The 20063-nt window shown below is 70.9% G+C and carries 17 protein-coding genes; 11 read left to right on the top strand and 6 right to left on the bottom strand.

What is annotated here, in order from left to right; all coding sequences use genetic code 11:
- Positions 1–1592: acyltransferase family protein (locus tag ACYVD5_RS25910; RefSeq protein WP_461003765.1), on the top strand; the 1592-nt coding region annotated here is incomplete at its 5' end.
- 99 nt (positions 1593–1691) lie between these two features.
- Here ACYVD5_RS25910 and ACYVD5_RS25905 read toward each other — a convergent pair.
- Positions 1692–2900, bottom strand: a complete 1209-nt coding sequence (locus ACYVD5_RS25905; protein ID WP_461003764.1) for a DUF418 domain-containing protein — start codon at positions 2898–2900, stop codon at positions 1692–1694.
- A 136-nt stretch (positions 2901–3036) separates the two neighbouring features.
- Between ACYVD5_RS25905 and ACYVD5_RS25900 the strand changes: the two genes are divergently transcribed.
- A complete protein-coding gene (locus tag ACYVD5_RS25900) occupies positions 3037–3681 on the top strand; it encodes a TetR/AcrR family transcriptional regulator (RefSeq protein WP_461003763.1) in 645 nt (214 codons plus the stop codon).
- A 982-nt stretch (positions 3682–4663) separates the two neighbouring features.
- On the opposite strand, the gene ACYVD5_RS25895 is transcribed toward ACYVD5_RS25900, so the two are convergent.
- Positions 4664–5176, bottom strand: a complete 513-nt coding sequence (locus ACYVD5_RS25895) for a DUF6069 family protein (protein WP_461003762.1) — start codon at positions 5174–5176, stop codon at positions 4664–4666.
- Positions 5177–5401: 225 nt separating this feature from the next.
- On the opposite strand from ACYVD5_RS25895, the gene ACYVD5_RS25890 reads away from it, so the two are divergent.
- Both ACYVD5_RS25890 and ACYVD5_RS25885 read left to right on the top strand, forming a co-directional pair.
- Complete coding sequence (locus ACYVD5_RS25890) at positions 5402–6916, top strand: sensor histidine kinase (protein WP_461003761.1); 1515 nt, start codon at positions 5402–5404, stop codon at positions 6914–6916.
- Positions 6904–7566: a response regulator gene (locus ACYVD5_RS25885; RefSeq protein ID WP_461003760.1), complete on the top strand. Its 663-nt coding sequence runs from the start codon at positions 6904–6906 to the stop codon at positions 7564–7566. Before ACYVD5_RS25890 ends, ACYVD5_RS25885 begins: the two co-directional genes overlap by 13 nt.
- Positions 7567–7642: 76 nt before the next feature.
- Here ACYVD5_RS25885 and ACYVD5_RS25880 read toward each other — a convergent pair whose 3' ends face one another.
- From ACYVD5_RS25880 to ACYVD5_RS25870, 3 genes are all read right to left on the bottom strand, one after another.
- Entirely contained in the window at positions 7643–8758 is a 1116-nt protein-coding gene (locus tag ACYVD5_RS25880; protein ID WP_461003759.1) for an MrcB family domain-containing protein, read from the bottom strand.
- A gap of 331 nt (positions 8759–9089) precedes the next feature.
- Positions 9090–10232: a methyltransferase domain-containing protein gene (locus ACYVD5_RS25875; protein ID WP_461003758.1), complete on the bottom strand. Its 1143-nt coding sequence runs from the start codon at positions 10230–10232 to the stop codon at positions 9090–9092.
- Positions 10229–10381, bottom strand: a complete 153-nt coding sequence (locus ACYVD5_RS25870; RefSeq protein WP_461003757.1) for a hypothetical protein — start codon at positions 10379–10381, stop codon at positions 10229–10231. The genes ACYVD5_RS25875 and ACYVD5_RS25870 overlap by 4 nt, the downstream gene beginning before the upstream one ends.
- A 654-nt stretch (positions 10382–11035) precedes the next feature.
- On the opposite strand from ACYVD5_RS25870, the gene cas3 reads away from it, so the two are divergent.
- The 7 genes from cas3 to cas6e all read left to right on the top strand — a co-directional run bounded on the left by cas3 (position 11036) and on the right by cas6e (position 19138).
- The gene (cas3, locus tag ACYVD5_RS25865; RefSeq protein WP_461003756.1) at positions 11036–13606 is read left to right on the top strand and encodes a CRISPR-associated helicase Cas3'; all 2571 of its coding nucleotides are present in this window, start codon (positions 11036–11038) and stop codon (positions 13604–13606) included.
- Entirely contained in the window at positions 13603–14025 is a 423-nt protein-coding gene (locus ACYVD5_RS25860) for a hypothetical protein (RefSeq protein ID WP_461003755.1), read from the top strand. Before cas3 ends, ACYVD5_RS25860 begins: the two co-directional genes overlap by 4 nt.
- An 85-nt stretch (positions 14026–14110) precedes the next feature.
- Positions 14111–15745 carry a type I-E CRISPR-associated protein Cse1/CasA gene (gene casA, locus ACYVD5_RS25855; RefSeq protein ID WP_461003754.1) on the top strand — a complete coding sequence of 545 codons (1635 nt, stop codon included), beginning with the start codon at positions 14111–14113 and terminating at the stop codon, positions 15743–15745.
- The gene (casB, locus tag ACYVD5_RS25850) at positions 15738–16427 is read left to right on the top strand and encodes a type I-E CRISPR-associated protein Cse2/CasB (RefSeq protein WP_461003753.1); all 690 of its coding nucleotides are present in this window, start codon (positions 15738–15740) and stop codon (positions 16425–16427) included. The genes casA and casB overlap by 8 nt, the downstream gene beginning before the upstream one ends.
- Entirely contained in the window at positions 16424–17659 is a 1236-nt protein-coding gene (cas7e, locus tag ACYVD5_RS25845) for a type I-E CRISPR-associated protein Cas7/Cse4/CasC (RefSeq protein WP_461003752.1), read from the top strand. The genes casB and cas7e overlap by 4 nt, the downstream gene beginning before the upstream one ends.
- Before the next feature lie 4 nt (positions 17660–17663).
- Positions 17664–18413, top strand: a complete 750-nt coding sequence (cas5e, locus tag ACYVD5_RS25840; RefSeq protein WP_461003751.1) for a type I-E CRISPR-associated protein Cas5/CasD — start codon at positions 17664–17666, stop codon at positions 18411–18413.
- 23 nt (positions 18414–18436) lie between these two features.
- Positions 18437–19138, top strand: coding sequence for a type I-E CRISPR-associated protein Cas6/Cse3/CasE (cas6e, locus tag ACYVD5_RS25835; RefSeq protein ID WP_461003750.1), 702 nt, complete (start codon positions 18437–18439; stop codon positions 19136–19138).
- Positions 19139–19289: 151 nt separating this feature from the next.
- On the opposite strand, the gene ACYVD5_RS25830 is transcribed toward cas6e, so the two are convergent.
- The gene (locus tag ACYVD5_RS25830) at positions 19290–19778 is read right to left on the bottom strand and encodes a GyrI-like domain-containing protein (protein WP_461003749.1); all 489 of its coding nucleotides are present in this window, start codon (positions 19776–19778) and stop codon (positions 19290–19292) included.
- Between the last annotated feature and the right edge of the window lie 285 nt (positions 19779–20063).

Genomic DNA, 20063 nt, shown 5'->3' with positions numbered 1-20063 from the left:
TGGCCGTCGAAGAACAGTTCTACCTGCTGTGGCCGCTGCTGTTCATCGGCTGGACCGCGCTGCCCATCCGCCGCCGCACGACGGTGGTGGCGCTGGCGGCCACGCTGGCCGTGGTCGCGGTTTCGCTGGTGGTATCGGTCGTGCAGACCGCGGACTCCCCCCAGCCCGCCTACTTCCTGCCGCAGACCCGCATGTGGGAACTCGCGGTGGGCGGCGCACTGGCCGTCGCGCTCACCCGCTACGGCATCCGGGCGGCGTGGATGCGTTGGTGCCTGGGCTGGGCGGGCCTGGCCGCCATCGGCGCCGCCGCCTGGTACTACAGCGACTCCACCCCGTTCCCGGGCATTGCGGCGGCGCTGCCGGTGCTGGGCGCGGCGGCCGTCATCGCCGCCGGCGAGCACCATCCGCGCTACTCCGCCTACGGGCTGCTCTCCAGCGCGCCGGCGCGCTTCGGCGGCGACCTCTCCTATGCGCTGTACCTGTGGCACTGGCCGGTCATCGTCTTCCTGCTCAGCCTCACCGAGTCCGACAGCCTCTCGCTGCTGTCGGGGATCGCGGCCGTGGTGCTGTCGCTGCTGCTGGCGTGGGGCACCAAGGTCGCCGTCGAAGACCCGGTGCGCCGCCTGGGGCTGCTGGTCTCCGGGCGCCGCGCCGCCGCCTTCGCCGTGGTCTCGGCGCTGGTGGTGGGGCTGCTCGCCGCGGGCCAGTTCGCCCGTTACGAGTGGCTGCGCAACACCGAGTTCGACCCCGTGCAGCACGTCGGCCCCGCAGCTCTGGGCACCACCGACCCCATGGGCTCGCCCGATGTGCCCATCTACCCGTCTCCGGTGGCCGCGGGCGACGACCTCCCCGATGTCTACGACGACTGCCAGGCGTCGCCGCGCCTCACGACCCTGCAGTCCTGCGTCTACGGGCCCGAGGACGCCGATACCACTGTCGCCGTTGCAGGCGACTCCCACGCCGCCCAGTGGGTTCCCGCGCTGCGCAAGATCGCCGAACAGCAGGACTGGCGGCTGCACGTCTTCGCCAAGTCCTCCTGCGCCTTCACCTCCACGCCGCTCGAACGCGGCGGCAAGGAGTACGAGGAATGCACCGAGTGGAACCAGACCGTGCTGGACAAGCTCACCAACCAGATCGAACCCGACCTGGTGTTCACCAGCTCCAGCGTCGGCTCCGACGCAGCGGGGTCGGCCACCGAGTCCGAGAGCGACCTCGACATCGCCGCCGGCATGAACGAGCTGTGGGGGCCGCTTGAGGACTCCGGCAGCCACGTGGTGGCCATTCGCGACACCCCCCGGATGGAGCAGCGCCTGCCCGACTGCGTGTCCCGCCACTCCGGCGACCCCATCCAGTGCGCCCGGCCCAGTGGCGAGGCGTTCGGAGACCAGGATCCCCAGGTGCTCGCCGCGGCGAACGATCCCGACACCGACCTTGTCGACCTCACCGGCGACTTCTGCCAGGGCGACACCTGCCTGCCGGTGATCGGCAACGTCATGGTCTACCGCGATAGCGCGCACATCACCGCCACTTACTCCGAACTGCTCGCCCCCGCCCTGAAACAGGCCATCGGCGACACTGTCGACGAACTCTGAGGGCGCACGCTGAGGGCGGGCCGGGCACTGCGGGCCGCGCCGCGGTGCCGCCGCGGGACCGAGCGCGGCGGTGCCGCGGCGGTCCCGCAGCGGCGGCGGTTACTCCCGGGCGGGTGCCGCGGGGCGGCCGTAGGACATCCGGCGCAGGAACCACTCGGCCGGCCCCCGGCGGAACCCGGCGCGGCGCATGGCGTCGGCCGCGACAACCGTGGCCAGCCACACCCCCGCACCCAGGGCCACGCCCTGCGCGTCGCTCAGCGCGGGCCCGATACCCAGCGCATAGGGCGGGATCAGGATGGCCCAGGCCACCGACTGCAGCAGGTAGGAGGTCATCGAGCGCTGCCCGGTCGCCGCGAGTGCCCGCACCACCGGCCCGCGCCGCTGGTCGCTGCGCCGGTTGATCCGCAGCGCGATCAGCGCAATCACCGCCGCGTAACCGAAGCCGCCCGCGTAGCCGGTGAGCAGGTGCCCCCAGAAGACCGCCGCGGTCACCGCCGGTGCGGCGTCCCACACCTCGACGTTGATCAGCGCGTGCGGAATCCCGCCGAGCACCGCCGCGGCGATGCCCCACACCGCGACCCGCCGCAGCAAGGGCAGGTGGTGCTCCGGCTCCTCCAGCAGCCTGCGCCGCGCGGCCCAGACCCCCACCAGGAACGGGAAGACCGAGATCGCCACCATCAGCGGCAGGAAGAACGGCAGCATCGCCACCCGCATCAGCACATCGGTCAGCCAGGTGAGGTCGTCGCCGGCGCCCTGCTGCGCCGCCGAGAACAGCAGGTTGGAGACCACCGCATAGACCAGGCTGCCGACCGCCATCCATGCGAAGGCGTGGGTGAGCAGCCGCCGGTCGCCCATCCGCACAACGGCGGCGAAAACCAGCGCGATCAGCCCGTAGACGGCGATGATGTCGCCGTAGAAGAGCAGGGCGGTGTGCGCGACACCGATGGCCAGCATCCAGCGGCCGCGGCGGCGCAGCAGGCTGCGCACCCACGGCCACTCGTGCCCTTCGGCCGTGCGCCGCAGGTAGATCTGCGCGAGGCCGTAGCCGAAGAGCGCGGCGAACATCGGATACCCGCGGTTCTCGCCGAACAGCGCCATTAGCGCGGTGGCGGCGATGTCCAGCGACCCGTCGAGCGAGAAGCCGTCGCCGCTGATGGCGTTGCGGAACATGTGGGCGTGCACGGTTGCAATGACGAGCAGCATGAACCCCCGGGCGAGGTCGGGGGCCAGGGAACGCTGCGCTTCGGGAAGCGCGTCGGGTCGGGTCCGCGGCGGCGGCTCGCTGCGGTCGGCGGTGTGTTGCGACATGGTGCGGTCCTTTGGGCTTACGGTCCTCTGGTCTCAGGTCCGTCGGTCCGGGTGGCGGGCCGGGTAGCATTGGCTACGACGGCGTATCTAATGTCCAATATAAGCTACGATGCCGTTTCTAAGGAAGTGCTGCAGGGTGCGTGACCAGAACCGGACGACCGACCCCGGCGAACCCCGGCCTGCCCGGCGGCGGCGCGGAGCGGAGCTGGAAGAGGCCATCTACACGGCGGCGCTGGAGGAAGCCGGGGAACTCGGCCTGGCGCGGGCCAGCATGGAGGGCATCGCCCGTCGGGCGGGCACCGCCAAGACGTCGCTGTACCGGCGCTGGTCCACACCCGAGGAGATCGTCATCCGGGCGCTCTACCGCATCTACCCGGTCGAACAGCCCTCCCCGGGCGCCGACGACCTGCGCGGCGACCTCATCGCCGCACTCAAGCTGATGCGCGACGGCCTGATGGAGCCGTTGTTCGGAAAGGCGATGCGGTCCGTCATCGAAGAGGCCCAGCGCCGCCCCGAGCTGCACGAACGTGTCTACAAAGAGGTCTTCGACCCCCGCGGCGGCCGCTTCACCCGCACCGTCCTGCAGCACTACGCCGAGCACGGCCACATCGACCCCGCCCGGGTGACCCCCGTCGTTGTCGACCTCGGCGAGGCGCTGATGCTCAAGTACCCCCTCGACAACCTGGAGATCCCCGACGATGCCTACATCGCCGCCATAGTCGACCAGGCCATCCTCCCGGCCATCGGCCACACCCCGGCACAAGGGGCGGCGGACGACTAGGCCCTGTTTAATAGCCCTGATCGATCGGGACTGCCCGCATACCGGTGCCCTGTGCAGCAGCGAGGCCCCCGGGCGCGGACCGATCACCCCTGAAGAAGCCGACCCGCACCCGGGCACCGGTGGCGGCCCGGCCATGGCGGCCGGTGCGTCCGGGGACCAGGGCGGACACGGGCCCGCTCGGCGGCCTTGCCCGCTGCCGGCAACAGGTGGCCTGGGGCTGAAAAGCAGCGGCAACGTCCGCGGGCGACCCGGGGGCGCGCGGTCACCGACCGTGCGGAAATGCCCGGAATTCAACGCTGGGACCGGCATTTCCGCATGATCAGCAACGGGAACCCGGCATAACGGGCGCACAGCCACCCTGTAGCCCGACATAACGGACACACGCGCGCCCGCCCGTGCCGACCGCCGCCCTCGGTGCCGCTTTTCCGTGCAGGCCACCCGCCGCCCGGCCGCGGACAAGGCCCCACAGAGGACCCGGGCCGCCCCCTCCGAGTACGAGGGCCACCCGCCCACCCGCCCGGGCCGACCGCCGGCCTCGGCGCCGCTAACACACACTTCCCAAACAGGGCTTAGCGGCGCCCGGCCGTGTTCGGTGGCGGCCCAGCACTGCTCTCGCGGCTGCGTCCTTCCGAGTCCCGGTCGGACCCCGCTGGGGGATGATGGCGGAGCCCGCCGAGTGGGGGCGTGCCCATCGCAGCGCCCGCCCACCGCGGCGCTTCGCGCATCCAGCGGGGGTACACACGAGTGCGCGGCTCACGGCGGATGGATCCACCGGCCACGGCCTACGATGGCTGCGTGCGCAGATCCGACGAATCGGCAGAAAACACCGGGAGTGCCGGCTCCGACGCTGCGCGGTGGGCCCGGTTGGGTGATCGCCGCCGGGGCGGCAGCGGGCCGCAACGCGTTGCCCCGGCGGGATCGTCGCACGCAAGCGGCTGCGGCTGCGGCCGGGAGCAGGGGCGCTGGCGCGGGGCCGGTGCCTTCACCGCGAGGGCCGCTGCGCGGTCGGCGCCATTCCGGCGATGACCACCGCGCCCGGAACCGCGTGCAGGCCCAGCAGGACCAGCATGCTCGCGGTGCCGGCGGCGGAGAACACCGGGCCCAGCAAGGACAGCACCAGCACCGCGGCCGCGACGGCCGTCCAGGTGAGCCCGGGGCGGCGCACCGTCCGTTCCAGCACCGCAAGCAGCGCCCACGCCGCCAACGCGGCGGCGAAGCTCGCCACGGCGATCGGCACCGAGCCGACGGTGGCGATCGCGCCGCCCTGGTAAGCGGTTGGCTCGGCCCCGGCCAGCACGGCCACCGCCCACAGGGCCAGCGACCCGGCCAGCGCCGCGGCGACCGTCACCGCGCGGCGGAGAGCGGGTCGGCGGGTGCCGGCACCCGCGGTTGGGCCGGTGAATGCGGCGGGGGGTTCGGCAGTGAAGGGTTCGACGGTGGGCAGATCGGTGGAGGCGGGCTCGGCGGCGGGGTGTGATCCGGCTCGGGCGGACATTGCGCTCCCTGTGTGGCGTTGTGCGGTGGTGCGGCAGGTGGGAGCCGCCGCCGCACCTCGGCGGCCGGCCGGTCCCATCCCGCCGGCGCTTGACCGCCACCAGGCTCGCGGCCCCGCACCGCCCGGGGCATCGGACGAGCGGCCACACCCACCGCGACCGCCGTCGAGTCGGACATCGACTTTGGTCGGTGTCGGCGCCGGACCCGCCGAAGTTAACCTTGGCCGGTGAACGACGAGGTCAACCCGGTCAGCACGGTCAAGCCGGTCAGCACCCTTCCGGCGGCCGAAACCGAGTGCCGCAGCACCCCCGGCCCGACCGCAGTGGCGGGGGTGGCCGCGGTGTCGGTCGTCCTGGTCGCCGTGACGGTCTGGGCCCGTTACAGCGCGAACCCCGCGCTCGGGCCGCTGCTCCTCGACATTGCAGCCGGTGCCCTCGGCTGCGTGCTGGCGCCGCTGCTGCTGTGGCGACCGGTTCCGGCCGCGCTCGGCCTGGTGGTCCTGGCCGCGTTTTCGCCCGCCGCCACCCCGCCGGCCACCCTCGCGGCGCTGCAGGTGGCGCAGCGCCGACCGCTCCCGCTCGCCGGCGCCGTCGCCGCGGCGGGCGTCGCCGCCCACGCGGTCCAGGGCTGGTGGCAACCCAGCAGCGGGCTGTCCTACGGCTGGTGGCTGGTGCTGATCACCGCCGGGTACGGCGCGATGGTCGGCTGGGGCGCCCTGGCCCGCGCCAACCGGGCACTCGTCGAGTCGCTGCGCGAGCGCGCCCGGCGCGCCGAAGCCGAGCAGGGGCGGCGGGTGGCCGAGGCCCGCATGGCCGAACGCACCCGCATGGCCCGCGAAATGCACGACGTGCTGGCCCACCGGCTCTCCCTGCTGGCCACGTACGCGGGGGCGTTGGAGTACCGGCCGGATTCGCCGCCCGAGCGCCTCGCCCACGCAGCGGGTGTGGTGCGCACCGGTGTCCACCAGGCGCTGGACGAGCTCCGCGAGGTCATCCTGGTGCTGCGCCACGAGGACGCGGCAGAGGGCAATGAGCACGGCCGCGAGCATGGCCGCGAGCACGCGGCGGGCGGCCAACCGCGGTTCGGCGACATCCGGCGGCTTGTCGAGGAGTCCCGCAGCGCAGGGACGCAAGTGCGGCTGGGCGACGGTGCAGCCGCGGCGATCGGCTCGACGGGTCCCGACGACCTCGCCGGCCTTATCGACGCGGCTGACCCCAATCCCGCCACTGATCGAGCGGACCCGAGCGGCCTGCCGGCAGCGGTCGGCCGGACCGCCTACCGGGTGGTGCAGGAGGGCCTGACCAACGCCCGCAAGCACGCCCCCGGCCGCCCGGTCGACGTGGAACTGGCAGGGCGGCCCGGCGAAGCACTGGAGGTCTCCATCGCCAACCCGATCGGGCATGTCGATCATCCGGATGGCGCGACGGAGGAGAAAGCAGGTGCAGGAGTGCCGGCAGCGGAAGAAGTCTTCCGGACAGCAGCGGCAGCCGGCGCACCGGCTGCGGAGGCCATCGACTCCGCCGGAGCCGGGAATGGAGCCGGGAGCGGAGCCGGCAATATGGTCGGCAACACAACCGGCAACGGGCCCGGGAAAGCCGGTGCAGCACCCCGTCCGGTCCCGGGCAGCGGCACGGGCCTCGTCGGCCTGACCGAACGGGTCCGGCTCGCGGGCGGGCGGCTCGACCACGGAGTCAGCGGCGGCCGCTTCCTCCTGCACGCCCGGCTACCATGGCCGGCATGAGCCGTGCGCTGCGGGTCCTCATCGTGGACGACGACGCACTGGTCCGCGGCGGGCTGACCATGATGCTCGACGGCGTCCACGGGATCAGGGTCGTAGGCGAAGCCGCCGACGGCGACAAGGTCACCGCTGCCGCCGACACCCACACCCCCGATGTCGTGCTGATGGACCTGCGGATGCCGCGAGTGGACGGCATCACCGCAACCCGCCGACTGCGCGCCCGGCCGCGCCCGCCCGAAGTGATCGTGCTGACCACCTTCGACACCGACGAGAACATCCTGCACGCGCTGCGCGCCGGCGCCGGAGGCTTCCTACTTAAGGACACCCCGCCACCCGAGATCGTCAACGCGGTCCGCAAGGTCGCCGCCGGCGACCCGATCCTCTCCCCCCGCATCACCCGCCGCCTCATGGACCGCGCCGCCACCCAGGCCGGAGCCCACACCCGCGCCCGCACCGCCCTCGAAGCCCTAAGCCCCCGCGAACACGAAGTCGTCCAATCCATATCCGAGGGCCACCCCAACGCCGAAATCGCCACCCGCCTCCACATGAGCACCGCCACAGTCAAGGCCCACGTCTCCAGCATCCTTACCAAATTAAACCTGGACAACCGCACCCAAATAGCCCTCCTGGCCCACGACGCAGGATTGGTGTGAGTAGACCGAGAGGTTATGTGGACTCAACTCGCTGAGTGAGTTTGGAATGCCAGATAGTTATCTGGCAAGAACTGGGCTATTGGAATCTTGGTATTAAGTCGTCCCGATCGGCTAGTTCACAGCCTTGCCAGCCATCGGGAGATTTCCATACGGTTGCAACGTTTATGCTGTTGAGGAGTCCAACATACCCATTTCCGATATGTTCCGTGAACAAACCAACGAGTCTAGGGCGCTTTGATTGGTCGTGGAGGAAGTAGCTATAGTCAAGAAGCTGTCCGATAGTCTCGCGGGCGGCCTTGGCAGTATTTCCGTTGTAGACCACCTTTGCTTCGACGAGCCATTGTTGGTCGTCTTTATTTAGTACGAGATCTCTGGGGTGTATGTCTCCCGGAGCTTCGAACCCTGCCTGCCTCATATGTGGAACGTATTCAGCTAGCATTGATTCATGGCGACGCTGTTTGATGATTTCGTAACCCTGAAGGCTGGCACGGTAATCAGAAGCGTCCTTTGGGTGGAAGTCGTCAAGTGATTTAAGGTAGAGTTCCTCGATAGGGCTGGTTTGTGCACCAGGGTTGATGGTTAGTGGGTCGGCTCCGCGGGATTCGATTTCACGGCGGATGAGTATGCACTTCTGGTAGATGCTGGAAATTTCCCAAAGGTCAGCACGGAGTTCGCTCTCGTTAGGAAGATTTTTTGTATCGTAGGTACGGGCGATGACGAACCCTGCTTCGTAGTCTCTTTGACGTAGCCCCTTGGAGGCAAGATTCGCCGAATTGTCCCATTTTTGAGTGATCGACTCCGGAAGGGCTGCCCGGATTAGTTCCGCTGACTCGCGTAGGCGTCTTCTTAGCTCTTTTGTCTTATTTTTGTGGGAAGTTTTGTCTAGTTCCTCTCTCAGCCGTGTAACACCGTGATTGATTGCGAGAGTTACAGTCTTTAGGTGCTCAGCATATATATAAAGAGCGTAGAGCCCGTCATAGCTTGTTTTTGTTTCGTCTGGGTCGAAAAACCCGATCCACGGAGTTAATGTCGCGGTACCATCGCCACCCTTTCCATGAATTATAAGTCCAGTCGGGAAATAGTTATTAATGAGGTTTTTGGCGTTCCGAAGTGTGTGTTGGGCAGGCGAGTTTGTTGAAGCTTTTTTGTCGTATGTTGATGCGATTTCCTGCAAATAATCTCGCAGATCCATGTTTTTTTGTTCCTTGTTATCTTGTTTTGTGGGAGAGTTTATGTTCGACAACGTTGCACCGCCCCTGTGGTAGCTCAACAAAACCTTAGCGGTGGATGAGGTTGCCGGCCACCCGGTTCCTGGCCCTGTATAGGCAATAATAAGGCTGGATGGTCATCCCCTCGCTACTCAGTCGCCCGGTGTGATATGGGCTCCACAGCTACTCACAGTGCAGGACGGCGGGATTGTTAAGCGCTGATTGGGCCACGATGTTGACGGTCGGATCCTTGCGCAGCCCCACCGGATATGGTCCTTAGCGCCTGCCTGCTTCCCCCCCAAATAAACGGCAGCCTCACGCCCAGCTTGGGACCGCCCGGCCCGGTTCGTCTAGCCAGAGCAGGTGTTGGCCCTCGGGGTTCACCGTGAGGCCGAATCGGTTCCGTCCGGGGCGGCCGGTGGTGGTCCACCAGTGGTGGGCCGCTTCTACTTCGTGCCATAGGTGGCGGGGGCCGGCCTGTTCTACTCGGGATGAGGTTGCGCCGGGGATGTAGTCCACTGATGCCCACGAGCCCTGGGTGTCGTAGAGCCACAGGGTGTACTCGCCGGAGCCTGCCGGGTCGTGGCGGTCGATTTGGAATAGCTGGGGGACTATCAGGCCGACGGCGAAGCGTGCCGGTGCGCCGAAGTCGAGCAGGTCTTCCGGGGGGAGCGTCGTCTCCGAGGTTTCGGCGGGGATTCGGGTGTCGACGTGGGATCCCCAGCCGCCCAATGGTGCGCGCTGGTCGCGCACCCACATGAACCCCGCGCGGTCCAGTACCCGTCCCGCGGCGGTGCCGTCGGTGCCGACCTGGAGGCGGAGCAGGCCGGTCGAGGCGTAGGGGCTGCCCCATGGGGTGACGATAAGCCCGCCCGGCCGGGTCTGCTCGATCCAGGCGCGGGGGATGCGGCCCACGGCCGCCGTGGAGATGATCCGGTCGAAGGGGGCGCGCGCCGGCGCGCCCTTGGCGCCGTCGCCGCAGATCAGGTGGGGGCGGGCGCCGGTTCTCTCCAGGTTGCGGCGGGCCTCCTGGGCGACCGCTGGGTCGATCTCAACGCTGGTGACGGACTCCGCGCCCAGGCGTGCGGTGAGCAGGCCGGCGTTCCATCCGGTGCCGGTGCCGATTTCCAGCACCCGGTGGCCTTCGGCGGCATCGAGCGCGCGGAGCATACGCAGCACCAGCGAGGGCTGCGACGCCGAACTGGTGGCGGTCCGCCCCCGCCCGCCCGGTGCTGCCGGGCTGCCGTCGTCGACCTGGGTTGCGATGGCGACGTCGGACTCGACGCGCCGGGTCCAGGCCTCCTCGCCATGGCGGACCGCGACGAGGAAGCCGTCCGGATCCGGTAACCAGATGGTCTCGGGAATGAAGGCGCGGCGCGGAGTGCCATCCAACGCCGCTTGCCATCCGTCCGGCACCACCCCAGCTGCGGCGAGCAGATCAGGCAGCGGCGAGGTCACTTGCCGTCGCCGGTCTTTTCTCCCCCGCCGCCGTGTGTGGGCCCCTTCTGGCCATCGTGCTCGGCGGGTGTGCCCTGCCCCTGGTCCTCGCTGTCCGGTTTGCCGTGGCTGCCCATGGTCGCCTCCGCCGTTGCCTTAGGGATCTTCACGAGCACGGTAGTGGGACCACCGTGGTCGGCCATTCAATGTGTCCGTATCTGGACACGGCAAGAGTCTGGCGCCACCTGCGCCACACCTGCGACACCGCGGCCGCGTGTCGGGATGCCCGTGTCGTGTCCCGCGGCACCGCTGTCTGCCGCCGCTCGACCGGTTTGCAGGTATCCCGCCGATCACTCGGTGTCATGGCGGCGGTCGGGAGCGGACACCCCGGCGGCCCCCGCGGCCCCCGCGGCCCCCGCGGCGCCGCCAGCGCCCCCATCGCCCCTTTCACTCCCACCGCTCCCACCGCTCGCTGGGTGCGCCGCCGGCGCCACCGCCGGACCGGACGGTCCCGTCTGGCCGGGCCCGCATATACGGGTGTCGTCCCTCGTGCGCCGTGTTTTCCGGTGGGCCGAATGACCGCATGCGGACATGCGGTCCCGTAAACCCCGCGAATCCTGTTCTGTCCGCCCGGCCTGTGCTGCGGCGCGGCCGCGGGCGGCTCGGTGGCGGCGGGCGGGATCGGAGCCGGCGTTGTCCACAGGTTTGGTGAAACCTCGTCCGCGGTCCTCGCGAATCGCTACTGTGCGTGTCTGACGGGATTCGCGGCCGGGCTCGGCGGGGGCTCCCGACTGGTTAGGCATCGGCATAAGGAGGCCACCACGGTGGACGTACCCGGTCGAAGCGACCCTGCTGTTGGAACCGATCCCGCCGCCCGCTCCGCTCCCTCCACCTCCTCCACTCACTCCACCCGCTCCAGCACTTCCGCAGCCTGCGATCCCGCTGTACTGGCGCGCCGGTGGGCGCTGAAGGCCTGGGGCAAACTCGGGTCCGGGCACGAGCCGCACCCCCTCGTGTGCCATGCCATCGATACCGCCGCCGTTGCCGAGGCCCTGTACGACATCGTGCTCAGCCCGCGCATGCGGGCCGAACTCGACGAAGGGCTGGCTCCGCTCGGTAACCCGCGGGCGTGGGCGGCGGTGCTGTGCGGGCTGCACGACATCGGCAAGCTCTCGCCGGCGTTCCAGGCGCTGCGCACCGATGCCGCCATCGAGTTGCTGGGCCCCGCGGCGGCGCCCGCGCTGCGGGCCGCAGCGCCCGACGACCTCATCGGCCGCTGGGACACCCTGCACGGCCTCGTGACGGCCGCGCATTTCGACGAGTGGCTGGAGGACCGCAAGGCGGCCATGTCGCTGCGCAACCGCCTGGTCGATCTACTCGGCGGACACCACGGGCACATCCCCGACCCCTTTGAAACCGCACACGCCCGCCGCCGCGAACTCCACCTGGGCGGCCCCGTTTGGAAACAGGCCCGCGACCACCTGATCCACGAGGTCGCCGGCCTGTGGGGCCTCGATATCCGGGCGGGCGACTGGCACAGCGGGCGCCTGCGTACCGCGGCCGCCGTCGGGCTGGCCGGGCTGACCATCCTCAGCGATTGGACCGCCTCCGACCCCCGGAACTTCCCCTTCCGCCCCGACCCCGGCGACCTCGCCGACTACCGCGAGTACTCCCGCGGCCGGGCACGCCGCACCCTGCAGCGGCTGAACTGGACACCCTGGCGCCCGCCCGCCGCTACCGGCCACACCGCCCTGTTCCCGGACGACCCCGAACCCCGCCCCCTCCAGCAGGCGGTGCACGACCTGGTCGCCGGCATCACCCGCCCCGGTGTGCTCGCCATCGAGGCGCCCACCGGCGAAGGCAAGTCCAAGGCCGGTATCCAGGCGGCCGCCACCCTGGTGCGCAACCTCGGCCTCGCCGGCATGTACGTCGCCACCCCCACCCGCGCCACCGCCGGCCCCGCCCACGCGACCGTGAACACCATGCTCGCCGCCACCGGCTCCGGCCTGCGGGCGCACCTGCTCTACTCCGGCGCCCGCGACGACCTCGACCGCGCCGCCGCCGGAACCGGCAGCCCGCCGCCCGTGCTGATGCCCGCGGGCATCGGGCCCGACTCCGACGACGCGCGCACCGAAGCGCGCGAGACCTTCACCAAGAAGCGCGCGCTCACCTTCCCGATCGGTGTCGGCACCGTCGACCAGGCCCTCCAGGCCGTGATGCGCAGCGGGCACGTCGCCATGCGGCTGGCGTCCCTCAGCAACAAGGTGCTGGTCGTCGACGAAGTCCACTCGTTCGACGCCTACACCTCGCGCCTGCTCGACCGGCTGCTGTGGTGGTGCGGCCGGCTGGGCACCCCGGTCGTGCTCATGTCGGCCACGCTCGCCGCCCCGCGGCGCGAGGAACTGGTCGGCGCGTGGCGGTCCGGAGCCCTCGCGGGGCCCGCCGCACCGCCGGCCGGTCCGGCGCCGGGCCCCTCCACCTGGCAGCTCACCTGGGCCGACGACGAGCACCGGGTGCCCCCGGTCCCCGTCCAGGTGTCCAAGGCGAACACCACACGCAGGCTCATGCTCTGCCGTATCGCCGACAACCACGGCACCATCGCCGACGAGGTCGTCGCCCGGATGCGCGACCGCGGCTGCGCAGCGGTCATCCACAACTCGCCCGCCCGCGCGGCCCGGTCGCACCAGCGCCTCCAGGAACTGCTGGACGGCAGGCGCGGCGCACCCGAACTGCTGTACCTCGACGGCAAGACCGATAACGAGCAGCGCCGCACCATCGAAGCCCGCCTGGCCGAACTCTGCGGCCCCGGCTCCGGGCCCGGCCGGCGCAACGCCATCGTCGTCGGCACGCAGGTGCTCGAACACGGGCTCGACACCGACTTCGACCTCGTCGTGACCGACCCCTGCCCCGCCGACCTGCTGATCCAGCGCGCCGGACGCCTGCACCGCCATCGGCGCCGCGCCCGCCCGGCGCCGATGGCCGACCCCCGCCTGATCGTTGTCGCCGCGGGCCGCAACGGCACCTTCCCCGGCCGCACCGCCGCGATCTACCCGAAAGAGTGCCTGCTGACCACGGAGTTCGAGCTCTCCCGCCGCGACTGCCTGCGCCTGCCCGACGACATCGGCCGCCTCGTGCACGCGGCCTACGCCGACCCCGCACCGATCACCGACACCCGGCTCCACCAGGTCTGGAACGAAGCCCGGATGAGCCGCGAGATCACCCGCGGCCTCGACAGTTTCAACGGCACCGCCCAATGCATCCCGCCGCTGCGCGACTCCGGCGGCCTCGCGCAGTTGACCAAACACACCGTCAGCCCCAAGCGCACCCGCAAGCAGAGCCCGTGGGAAGCGGCCGAGGAACGCGGCATGCGCAGCCGGAACGGAGACCTGCCATGACCGCCGCCGACGACGACATCGTCACCCTGCCCTACGACGAAGGCGTCCTGGTCGTTCCGCTCTGGGCCGACCCGCACGGGGGCGCGCCGGCCACCCGTGCGGGCACCCCGGTCGACCTCGCCGCCGGCGAGCTCACCGCGGCCGTGGTCGCCGAACTCGCCGACACCGCCGTCCACCTGTCCGCCCCCGCCGATCTGAGCCCCGACGCACTGGACGTGCTGTGCGACCGGCTGTCGGAGCCGCCGTGCTTCACCCGTTCGGGTTGGCTCAGCGGCCACCGCGCGCTGGTGCTGTACGCCGGCCGCTGCACCATCGGCCCGGTCACCGTCCAGCACCATCCCCAGCGGGGGTTGGAGGTCGCCGAGCCGCAGGGCGACCAGGCCGATGGCGGCGCGGCGGCCGCCGGTGACGAGCCGTGACCCCGCCGCCCGCCCGCGTGGCCGGCAGCAGCCCCCGTCGCGTTTCCGTCGGCGACCTCGCCCGCGCCCACCCGTGGAGGCCCCGATGATTTTTGACCTGCTGCACGAGCCCTGGCTGCCCGCCGTGGACTCCGCCGGCGAACCGTGCGGTGTCGGCTTGGTCCAAGCGTTCGAACGCGCCCACGAACTGCGGTGGATCGACGCCGAGGCCCCAGTGGTCACCGCGGCCCTGCACCGGCTGCTGCTGGCGCTGGCCCACCGGATCTGCGGGCCCGAAGACAACGAAACATGGCTCGACCTATGGCAACGGGACACCCTGCCGCCGGAGCCGCTGCGCAAGTACGCCGACCAGTACGGCGACCGCTTCGACCTCTTCGGCGACCGCCCGTTCCTCCAGTCGCCCGGTATCCCCGACTCCAAAATCGGCACCGCCGCGCAGCTCACCATGTACCGGTCGGTGGGCAGCAACGCCACGCTGTTCGACCAGACCACCGCCGCCGACCACGTGGTGCTCGACCCTGCCGAGGCGGCGCGCTGGTTGGTCACCGTGCAGGCCTACGACACCGGCGGCACCAAGACCCCGCTCGTGGCCGACAAATCCTCCGAGCGCGGTCCGTGCAATCAGTTTGCGGCCATGCTGGTCGAGGGCGCCACGCTCAAGCAGACCCTGCTGCTGAACATGCCCGTCTACGCCCCCGGATACGACTTACCAAAGAACACCCTGGACAACGACCGCCCCATCTGGGAGTTGGACACCCCGCCCGGCCCCGAACCGCTGCGGACCGGCCGCGCCCCCGACGGCTGGACCGACGTGCTCACCTGGCCCGCCCGCCGGATCCGGCTGCGGCGCGCCGCCGGCGGCGCGGAAACCGCGGTCGACGGTGCGGCCGTGCTGCCCGGCACCCGCCTGCGGGCCGAGCTGCACACCGTCGAGCAGATGGCGGCGTTCCGGCGCCCCGCCCGCAAAGGCCCCCGGGGCAGGGCGGTCCTGGGCGACTACCGCCCGGTGCAACTGGAGGAACTGCGCGGCGTGTGGCGGCACTGCCGCGAACTGCTGCTGCCCGCCGATAGACAGGGCACGCGGGTCCGCCCGCGGGTGCTGGACCACATCGCCGAGATCGCCCCCTGGCTCCCCCGCGACACCGTCTACGGCCTGCGCGTTTTCGGTCAGCGCCTCGATCCCCAGGGTGGTGCCGTGCACTCCTGGCTGCAGGAGTCCGTGCCGATGCCGGTGGCGCTGCTGCGCGCCGATACCGACGAACGGCGGCTTGAGGAGCTGCTCGGGTACGCGGTCGGGCTGGCCGACGACATCGGCGCCGAACTCCGCGATCTTGAGCGCGACTACGCCGCCGCCCTCGGCGACTCCGCCGCCAAGCGGCAGCACTGGCTGCTGGAGCAGTGGTACTGGCCCGAACTCGCCGCCCCCTTCGGCGTGCTGCTGCGCGATCTCGGCGAGGTCCTCGCACATTCGGTGCCGGGCGAATCCCGCGCGCGGCCGTGCATCGAGCTGTTCGACGCCTGGGGCGGCACCGTGCGCGCCACTGCCGACCGCGCGCAGCGGCGCTGGGTCCGCGACCTCCCGCGCGCCCCGTCCCGCGAGGTCCTCGAACTCGCTGCAGGCGACCTCGCCTTCTGCGGGCGCACCCGGAAGCTGTACCAGCAGTACCACCTCGCTGTCCGCAGCCCCTGGCCACCCCAAGAACAACAGGACGGTGAGTGAACCGGTGACCGAGCACACCACCACCGAACCCGCCCCCGTGTCCGGCCGCGGACGGCCCTCCCCCGGGCAGCGGGCGTTTATCGCCGATCTCTACCGGCTGGGCGCCGCTCTCGGCTCCGGCAACCAGCACGAGGCGGCCTGGGCCCGCAGAACCCTCGCGCTTATCCGGCGCAGTGCCACCGACGACCGCTACCTGCCCGATGCGCTCCGCGTCACCGAACAGCACGGCCCGCCTGACGCCGAAGCAGAGGCCGACGCGCGGCTGTTCACCGCCGGCCTGTTCGCCCAGCACCCCCGCCCGCCCGAACGCGGTGTCCGGCGGCTGCCGCTCGGCGAGGCACTGCGCTCTCTCGGCGACAGCCCTGCGGTCGAGGCGCGGTTGCGCCAGTTGATCGCGGCCGACTGGCCCACGCTGCAGCACCGCCTCCGCCAGGCCGTGCGGCTGCTGAGCGGCGGCGCCGCGCGCATCGACTACGGCAGTCTGCTCGCCGATCTGGTGGTGCTGCGCAGCCACCCGCCCGCAAGCGCCGAGGCCCACCGCGTCCACCTGGGCTGGGCCCGCGATTTCCGCCGCAGAACCGTGGCCGCAGGCGCGCCGGCCGACCAGCCGGCCGACACCCCGGACGAAACCCCCGCCGCCCCCGACCACCCCACCGCAGCCCAACAGGGAGACCCCACGTGATCATCGAGCTGCACCTGCTGCAGTCGTTCCCCACCAGTAACCTGAACAGGGACGACGTAGGCCAACCGAAGAGCGTCACCTTCGGCGGTGTCACACGCGGCCGCATCTCCAGCCAGTGCCTGAAACGCTCGGCACGGCGGCTGTTCCCCCAGTGGGGACTGGGCGAAGACGAGAACGGCGTGCGCACCAAGCGGCTGCTGCTGGCCACCGCGCGCATCCTCGACGGCACCGGTGGCGAGCCCGCCGACTCCACCAAGGACATCGTCCGCGAGGCGCTGCGCCGGCTCGGTTTCACCATCGCGCAGAAGGACCTCACCCAGTACCTGTTCTTCCTGGGCCCGCGCGCCGGCGAGTACCTTGCCGACTACTGCCGTCAGCACTGGGACAGCCTGGAGCGCGAGGTCGCCAAGCAGCACGAGGCGGCCCGCAAGGCGGAGGCGAAGAACAAGCCCGCTCCGGCCCTGCCCAAGGTCAAACCCGACGCCAAGGCGGTCGCCGAAGCCAGGCGCATCCTCGACGCGCGCCAGGTCGCCGACATCGCCCTGTTCGGCCGGATGATCGCCAACAACCGCGATTTCAACGTCGATGCCGCCTCCCAGGTCGCCCACGCCATCTCCACGCACGCGGTGGCCACCGAGTTCGATTACTACACCGCGGTCGACGACCTCAAGAGCGAGGAATCCGACGAGGACGCCGGCGCCGACATGATCGGCGTCGTCGACTTCAACGCCGCCTGCTACTACCGATACGCCAATGTCGACCTGGACCAGCTCGCCCGCAACCTGCACGGCGGCTCCGCCGACTCCGGCTCCACGGCCGATGGCGGCTCCGGCTCCGAATCCGGCGCCGATTCCGCCGAAACGGACCTGGTCAGCCGGGCAGCCCGGGCCTGGATGCACGCGTTCGTCCGGGCCACCCCCAGCGGCAAGCAGAACTCCATGGCCGCCCACACCCGCCCCGACACCCTTGTTGCGGTGGTCCGCGAACACGGCGCCTGGAACCTGGCCAACGCGTTCCTGAAACCGGTCGACGGTACCGACATCATGGCCGACTCGACCGAGCGGATGTTCGGCCACCTCGCCGACCTGCGCGGGTTCTACGGCGACGACGGGATCCGCCCGGTCGCCGCGGCTTCGGTGTCCGGGGGAGTGCCGGCCTCCATCGCAGCCGCCGAGCAGGTCCGCTCGCTGGACGATCTCGTGTCGCGTTCGCTGACCGCGGCACTCGGGTGACGCCTTGACCACCACCGCCACCCTCGCTCTGCGCATCGACGCCCCCATGCAGTCGTGGGGGCTGCGTTCGCGCTTCGTCAACCGCGATACCGCCGCCGAGCCCACCAAATCGGGCGTAGTGGGGCTGCTCGCCGCCGCTTCGGGGATCGACCGCACCGACGACACCCGGATCCGGGAGCTTGCCGCGCTGCGGCTGGGCGTGCGTGTCGACCGCGAAGGACTGGTCGAGCGCGATTACCACGTCACCCAGGACGTTCCGAACACCAAGGGCGCTGCGCCGCGCAATGTCGTGAGCCACCGCTACTACCTGGCCGACGCGCTGTTCCTGGTGGTGCTGGAGGGCGACCCCGCCGCCATCGGCACGCTGGAGACCGCGGTCCGCGCACCGCACTGGCCGCTGTTCTTCGGCCGCAAGGCGTTCGTGCCCGCCGCTCCGCTGATCGACCCCGCCGACACCAGCGGCGGCCCCGGCGGCCACCGGACCACCGGCGCCGCGCCCGGTTGCCTCGAAGACCGGCTCGCCGCCCACCCCTGGCTGGAGAACCGCCCCGACCAGCGCGCCCAAGCCGGCCGCACCGATGGCGCCACGCTGCTGCGGACGGTGTGCGACACCGCGGCCGGCGACCCCCGAGCCGAGCTCCGCCACGACCACCCAGAGTCGTTCGCCCCGGGCCGCAGGCGGTTCCGGTCCCGCACGGTGCGCGCCGACCAGGTGCCCCTGGCCGACCTCGGCCTCCCCCGCAACGGAAGCTGACCCCCTCCTGCTGGAGTCCCCTCGTGTTCCTGAGCAAGATCCCGGTGAACGTGATGTCGCGGGCGTACCGCCGCGACCACGCCGATGTCCACGACATGCACCGCACCCTGATGTCGGCGTTCGCCGAGGCGCCGGCCGATTCGTCGGCGCGCCTGCACTACGGGCTGCTGTGGCGGCTCGACGGCGAGGGCCGCGGCCAGACCCTGCTCGTGCAGAGCCGCGAACGCCCTGATTGGACGGCGCTGCCCGAGGGCTACCTCGCGGCCCGCGCGCAGGTGAAGTGCCTCCAGCCGGCGCTGGCGGCCATCCGGCCGGGCCGCCGCCTCGCGTTCCGGCTGATCGCGAACCCCACCCGCAGCACGCCGCCGCCGGGCGACGAACCCGGTAACCGCGGCAGGGGCGCGCGCAAACCCATCCACCGGCCGGAGGAACAGGTCGAATGGCTGATCCGGCAGGGCGAACGGCACGGGTTCGCCATCCCCGCGGGCACCGACGGCAGGCCCGACACCGTCGCCGTTCCGGCACCGGCGCGGGTGGGCTACAAACCGGACAACCGGCCCAAGGCCCGCTCCGGCGACCGGCTGAAGATCACCGTGGCGCCGGTCAGGTTCGACGGCCGGCTGATCGTCACCGACGCCGCGGCTTTCCAAGCGGCCTTGGCCGCGGGAATCGGCCGCGCCAAGGCTTATGGTTGCGGCCTGATCAGCCTTGCCCTGGACGGTTGACCCGTCCGCAACGGCGCACCGATGATCATGCAGAAATGCCCAGATATCAAAACTGAGAATGGCATTTCCGCATGATCCGCAGTGGCACCGGCACCGGCACCGGCACCGGCATCGCAACGCGTGCGCCGATGGGCGGGCGACACCGCCGGCCTCAGTCGGCCAGTGGCATGATCAGCTCCACGCGCAGGTCGGCGGGGTCCATGTCCGGGGTCGGCTCGGTTACGTAGCTCTCCCAGTAGAACGTCTCGGTGCGCATGCCCTGCTCGGTGATCCAGTCGCACAGCCGGGTCCACGATCCCGGCAGCCCGTCGAAAGCGCCCGCGTGCGTGAGCCGTGCGACCCGGCCGCCGGGCAGTTGCCCCGGAGCGACGTCGCCGTCCTGTTCGATCGCCCGGTCAACGGGGAAGCCGACCTCGAGGTCGACGGGGTCGCCGAAGTCCCCGCGGTACAGGCCGAAAGCGGGACCGGTGATGTTGGCGCCCTGGGCGGCGATGGCCGTGGCGATCGCGCCGAAGGAGCGGTCGTAGAACGAGGGGAGGTCGGCCTCTGCGACGGTGCCGCGGATGACGGCGGTCGTCGTGCGGTCGACGGTGGCGAGACCCGGCCCGGTGGCGGCCGGTCCGGTAGCGGACTTCTGCATGGGACCTTCCCTTCGTGCTGCTGGTAGGCGGGAGCGGGCCCGCGCTGCGTGGCGGCGGGTCCGGTGCCGCGTACTGCTCGGTTCAGTCGGTACGACCCGCGCCGCGCTCGGAACTCATCGCTCGGCGGAGTGGGAAACCCGGCGGATTCGCGGCCCCGCGGCCCCGCGGATCCACGGCCCTGCAGCACCGGCGGAATTCGGAGAACCGCCGTCCTACGATCCTTTAACCTCGATCTTTCGTGAGGCTGCGGCGTCGAAGTGAAGGACCCGGCCCTGTCTCACGAG

It is taken from the genome of Streptomonospora sediminis, assembly GCF_054778995.1.
The sequence above is the reverse complement of the archived record's forward strand: the minus strand, read 5'-3'. Positions and strand labels throughout refer to the sequence as shown.

What these genes read in the sequence shown, in the direction of transcription:
- ACYVD5_RS25905 (WP_461003764.1), bottom strand. Translation starts at nt 2,900, where the DNA reads ATGTCGCAACACACCGCCGACCGCAGCGAGCCGCCGCCGCGGACCCGA.
- ACYVD5_RS25895 (WP_461003762.1), bottom strand. Translation starts at nt 5,176, where the DNA reads ATGTCCGCCCGAGCCGGATCACACCCCGCCGCCGAGCCCGCCTCCACC.
- ACYVD5_RS25885 (WP_461003760.1), top strand. Translation starts at nt 6,904, where the DNA reads ATGGCCGGCATGAGCCGTGCGCTGCGGGTCCTCATCGTGGACGACGAC.
- ACYVD5_RS25880 (WP_461003759.1), bottom strand. Translation starts at nt 8,758, where the DNA reads ATGGATCTGCGAGATTATTTGCAGGAAATCGCATCAACATACGACAAA.
- ACYVD5_RS25860 (WP_461003755.1), top strand. Translation starts at nt 13,603, where the DNA reads ATGACCGCCGCCGACGACGACATCGTCACCCTGCCCTACGACGAAGGC.
- casA (WP_461003754.1), top strand. Translation starts at nt 14,111, where the DNA reads ATGATTTTTGACCTGCTGCACGAGCCCTGGCTGCCCGCCGTGGACTCC.
- ACYVD5_RS25830 (WP_461003749.1), bottom strand. Translation starts at nt 19,778, where the DNA reads ATGCAGAAGTCCGCTACCGGACCGGCCGCCACCGGGCCGGGTCTCGCC.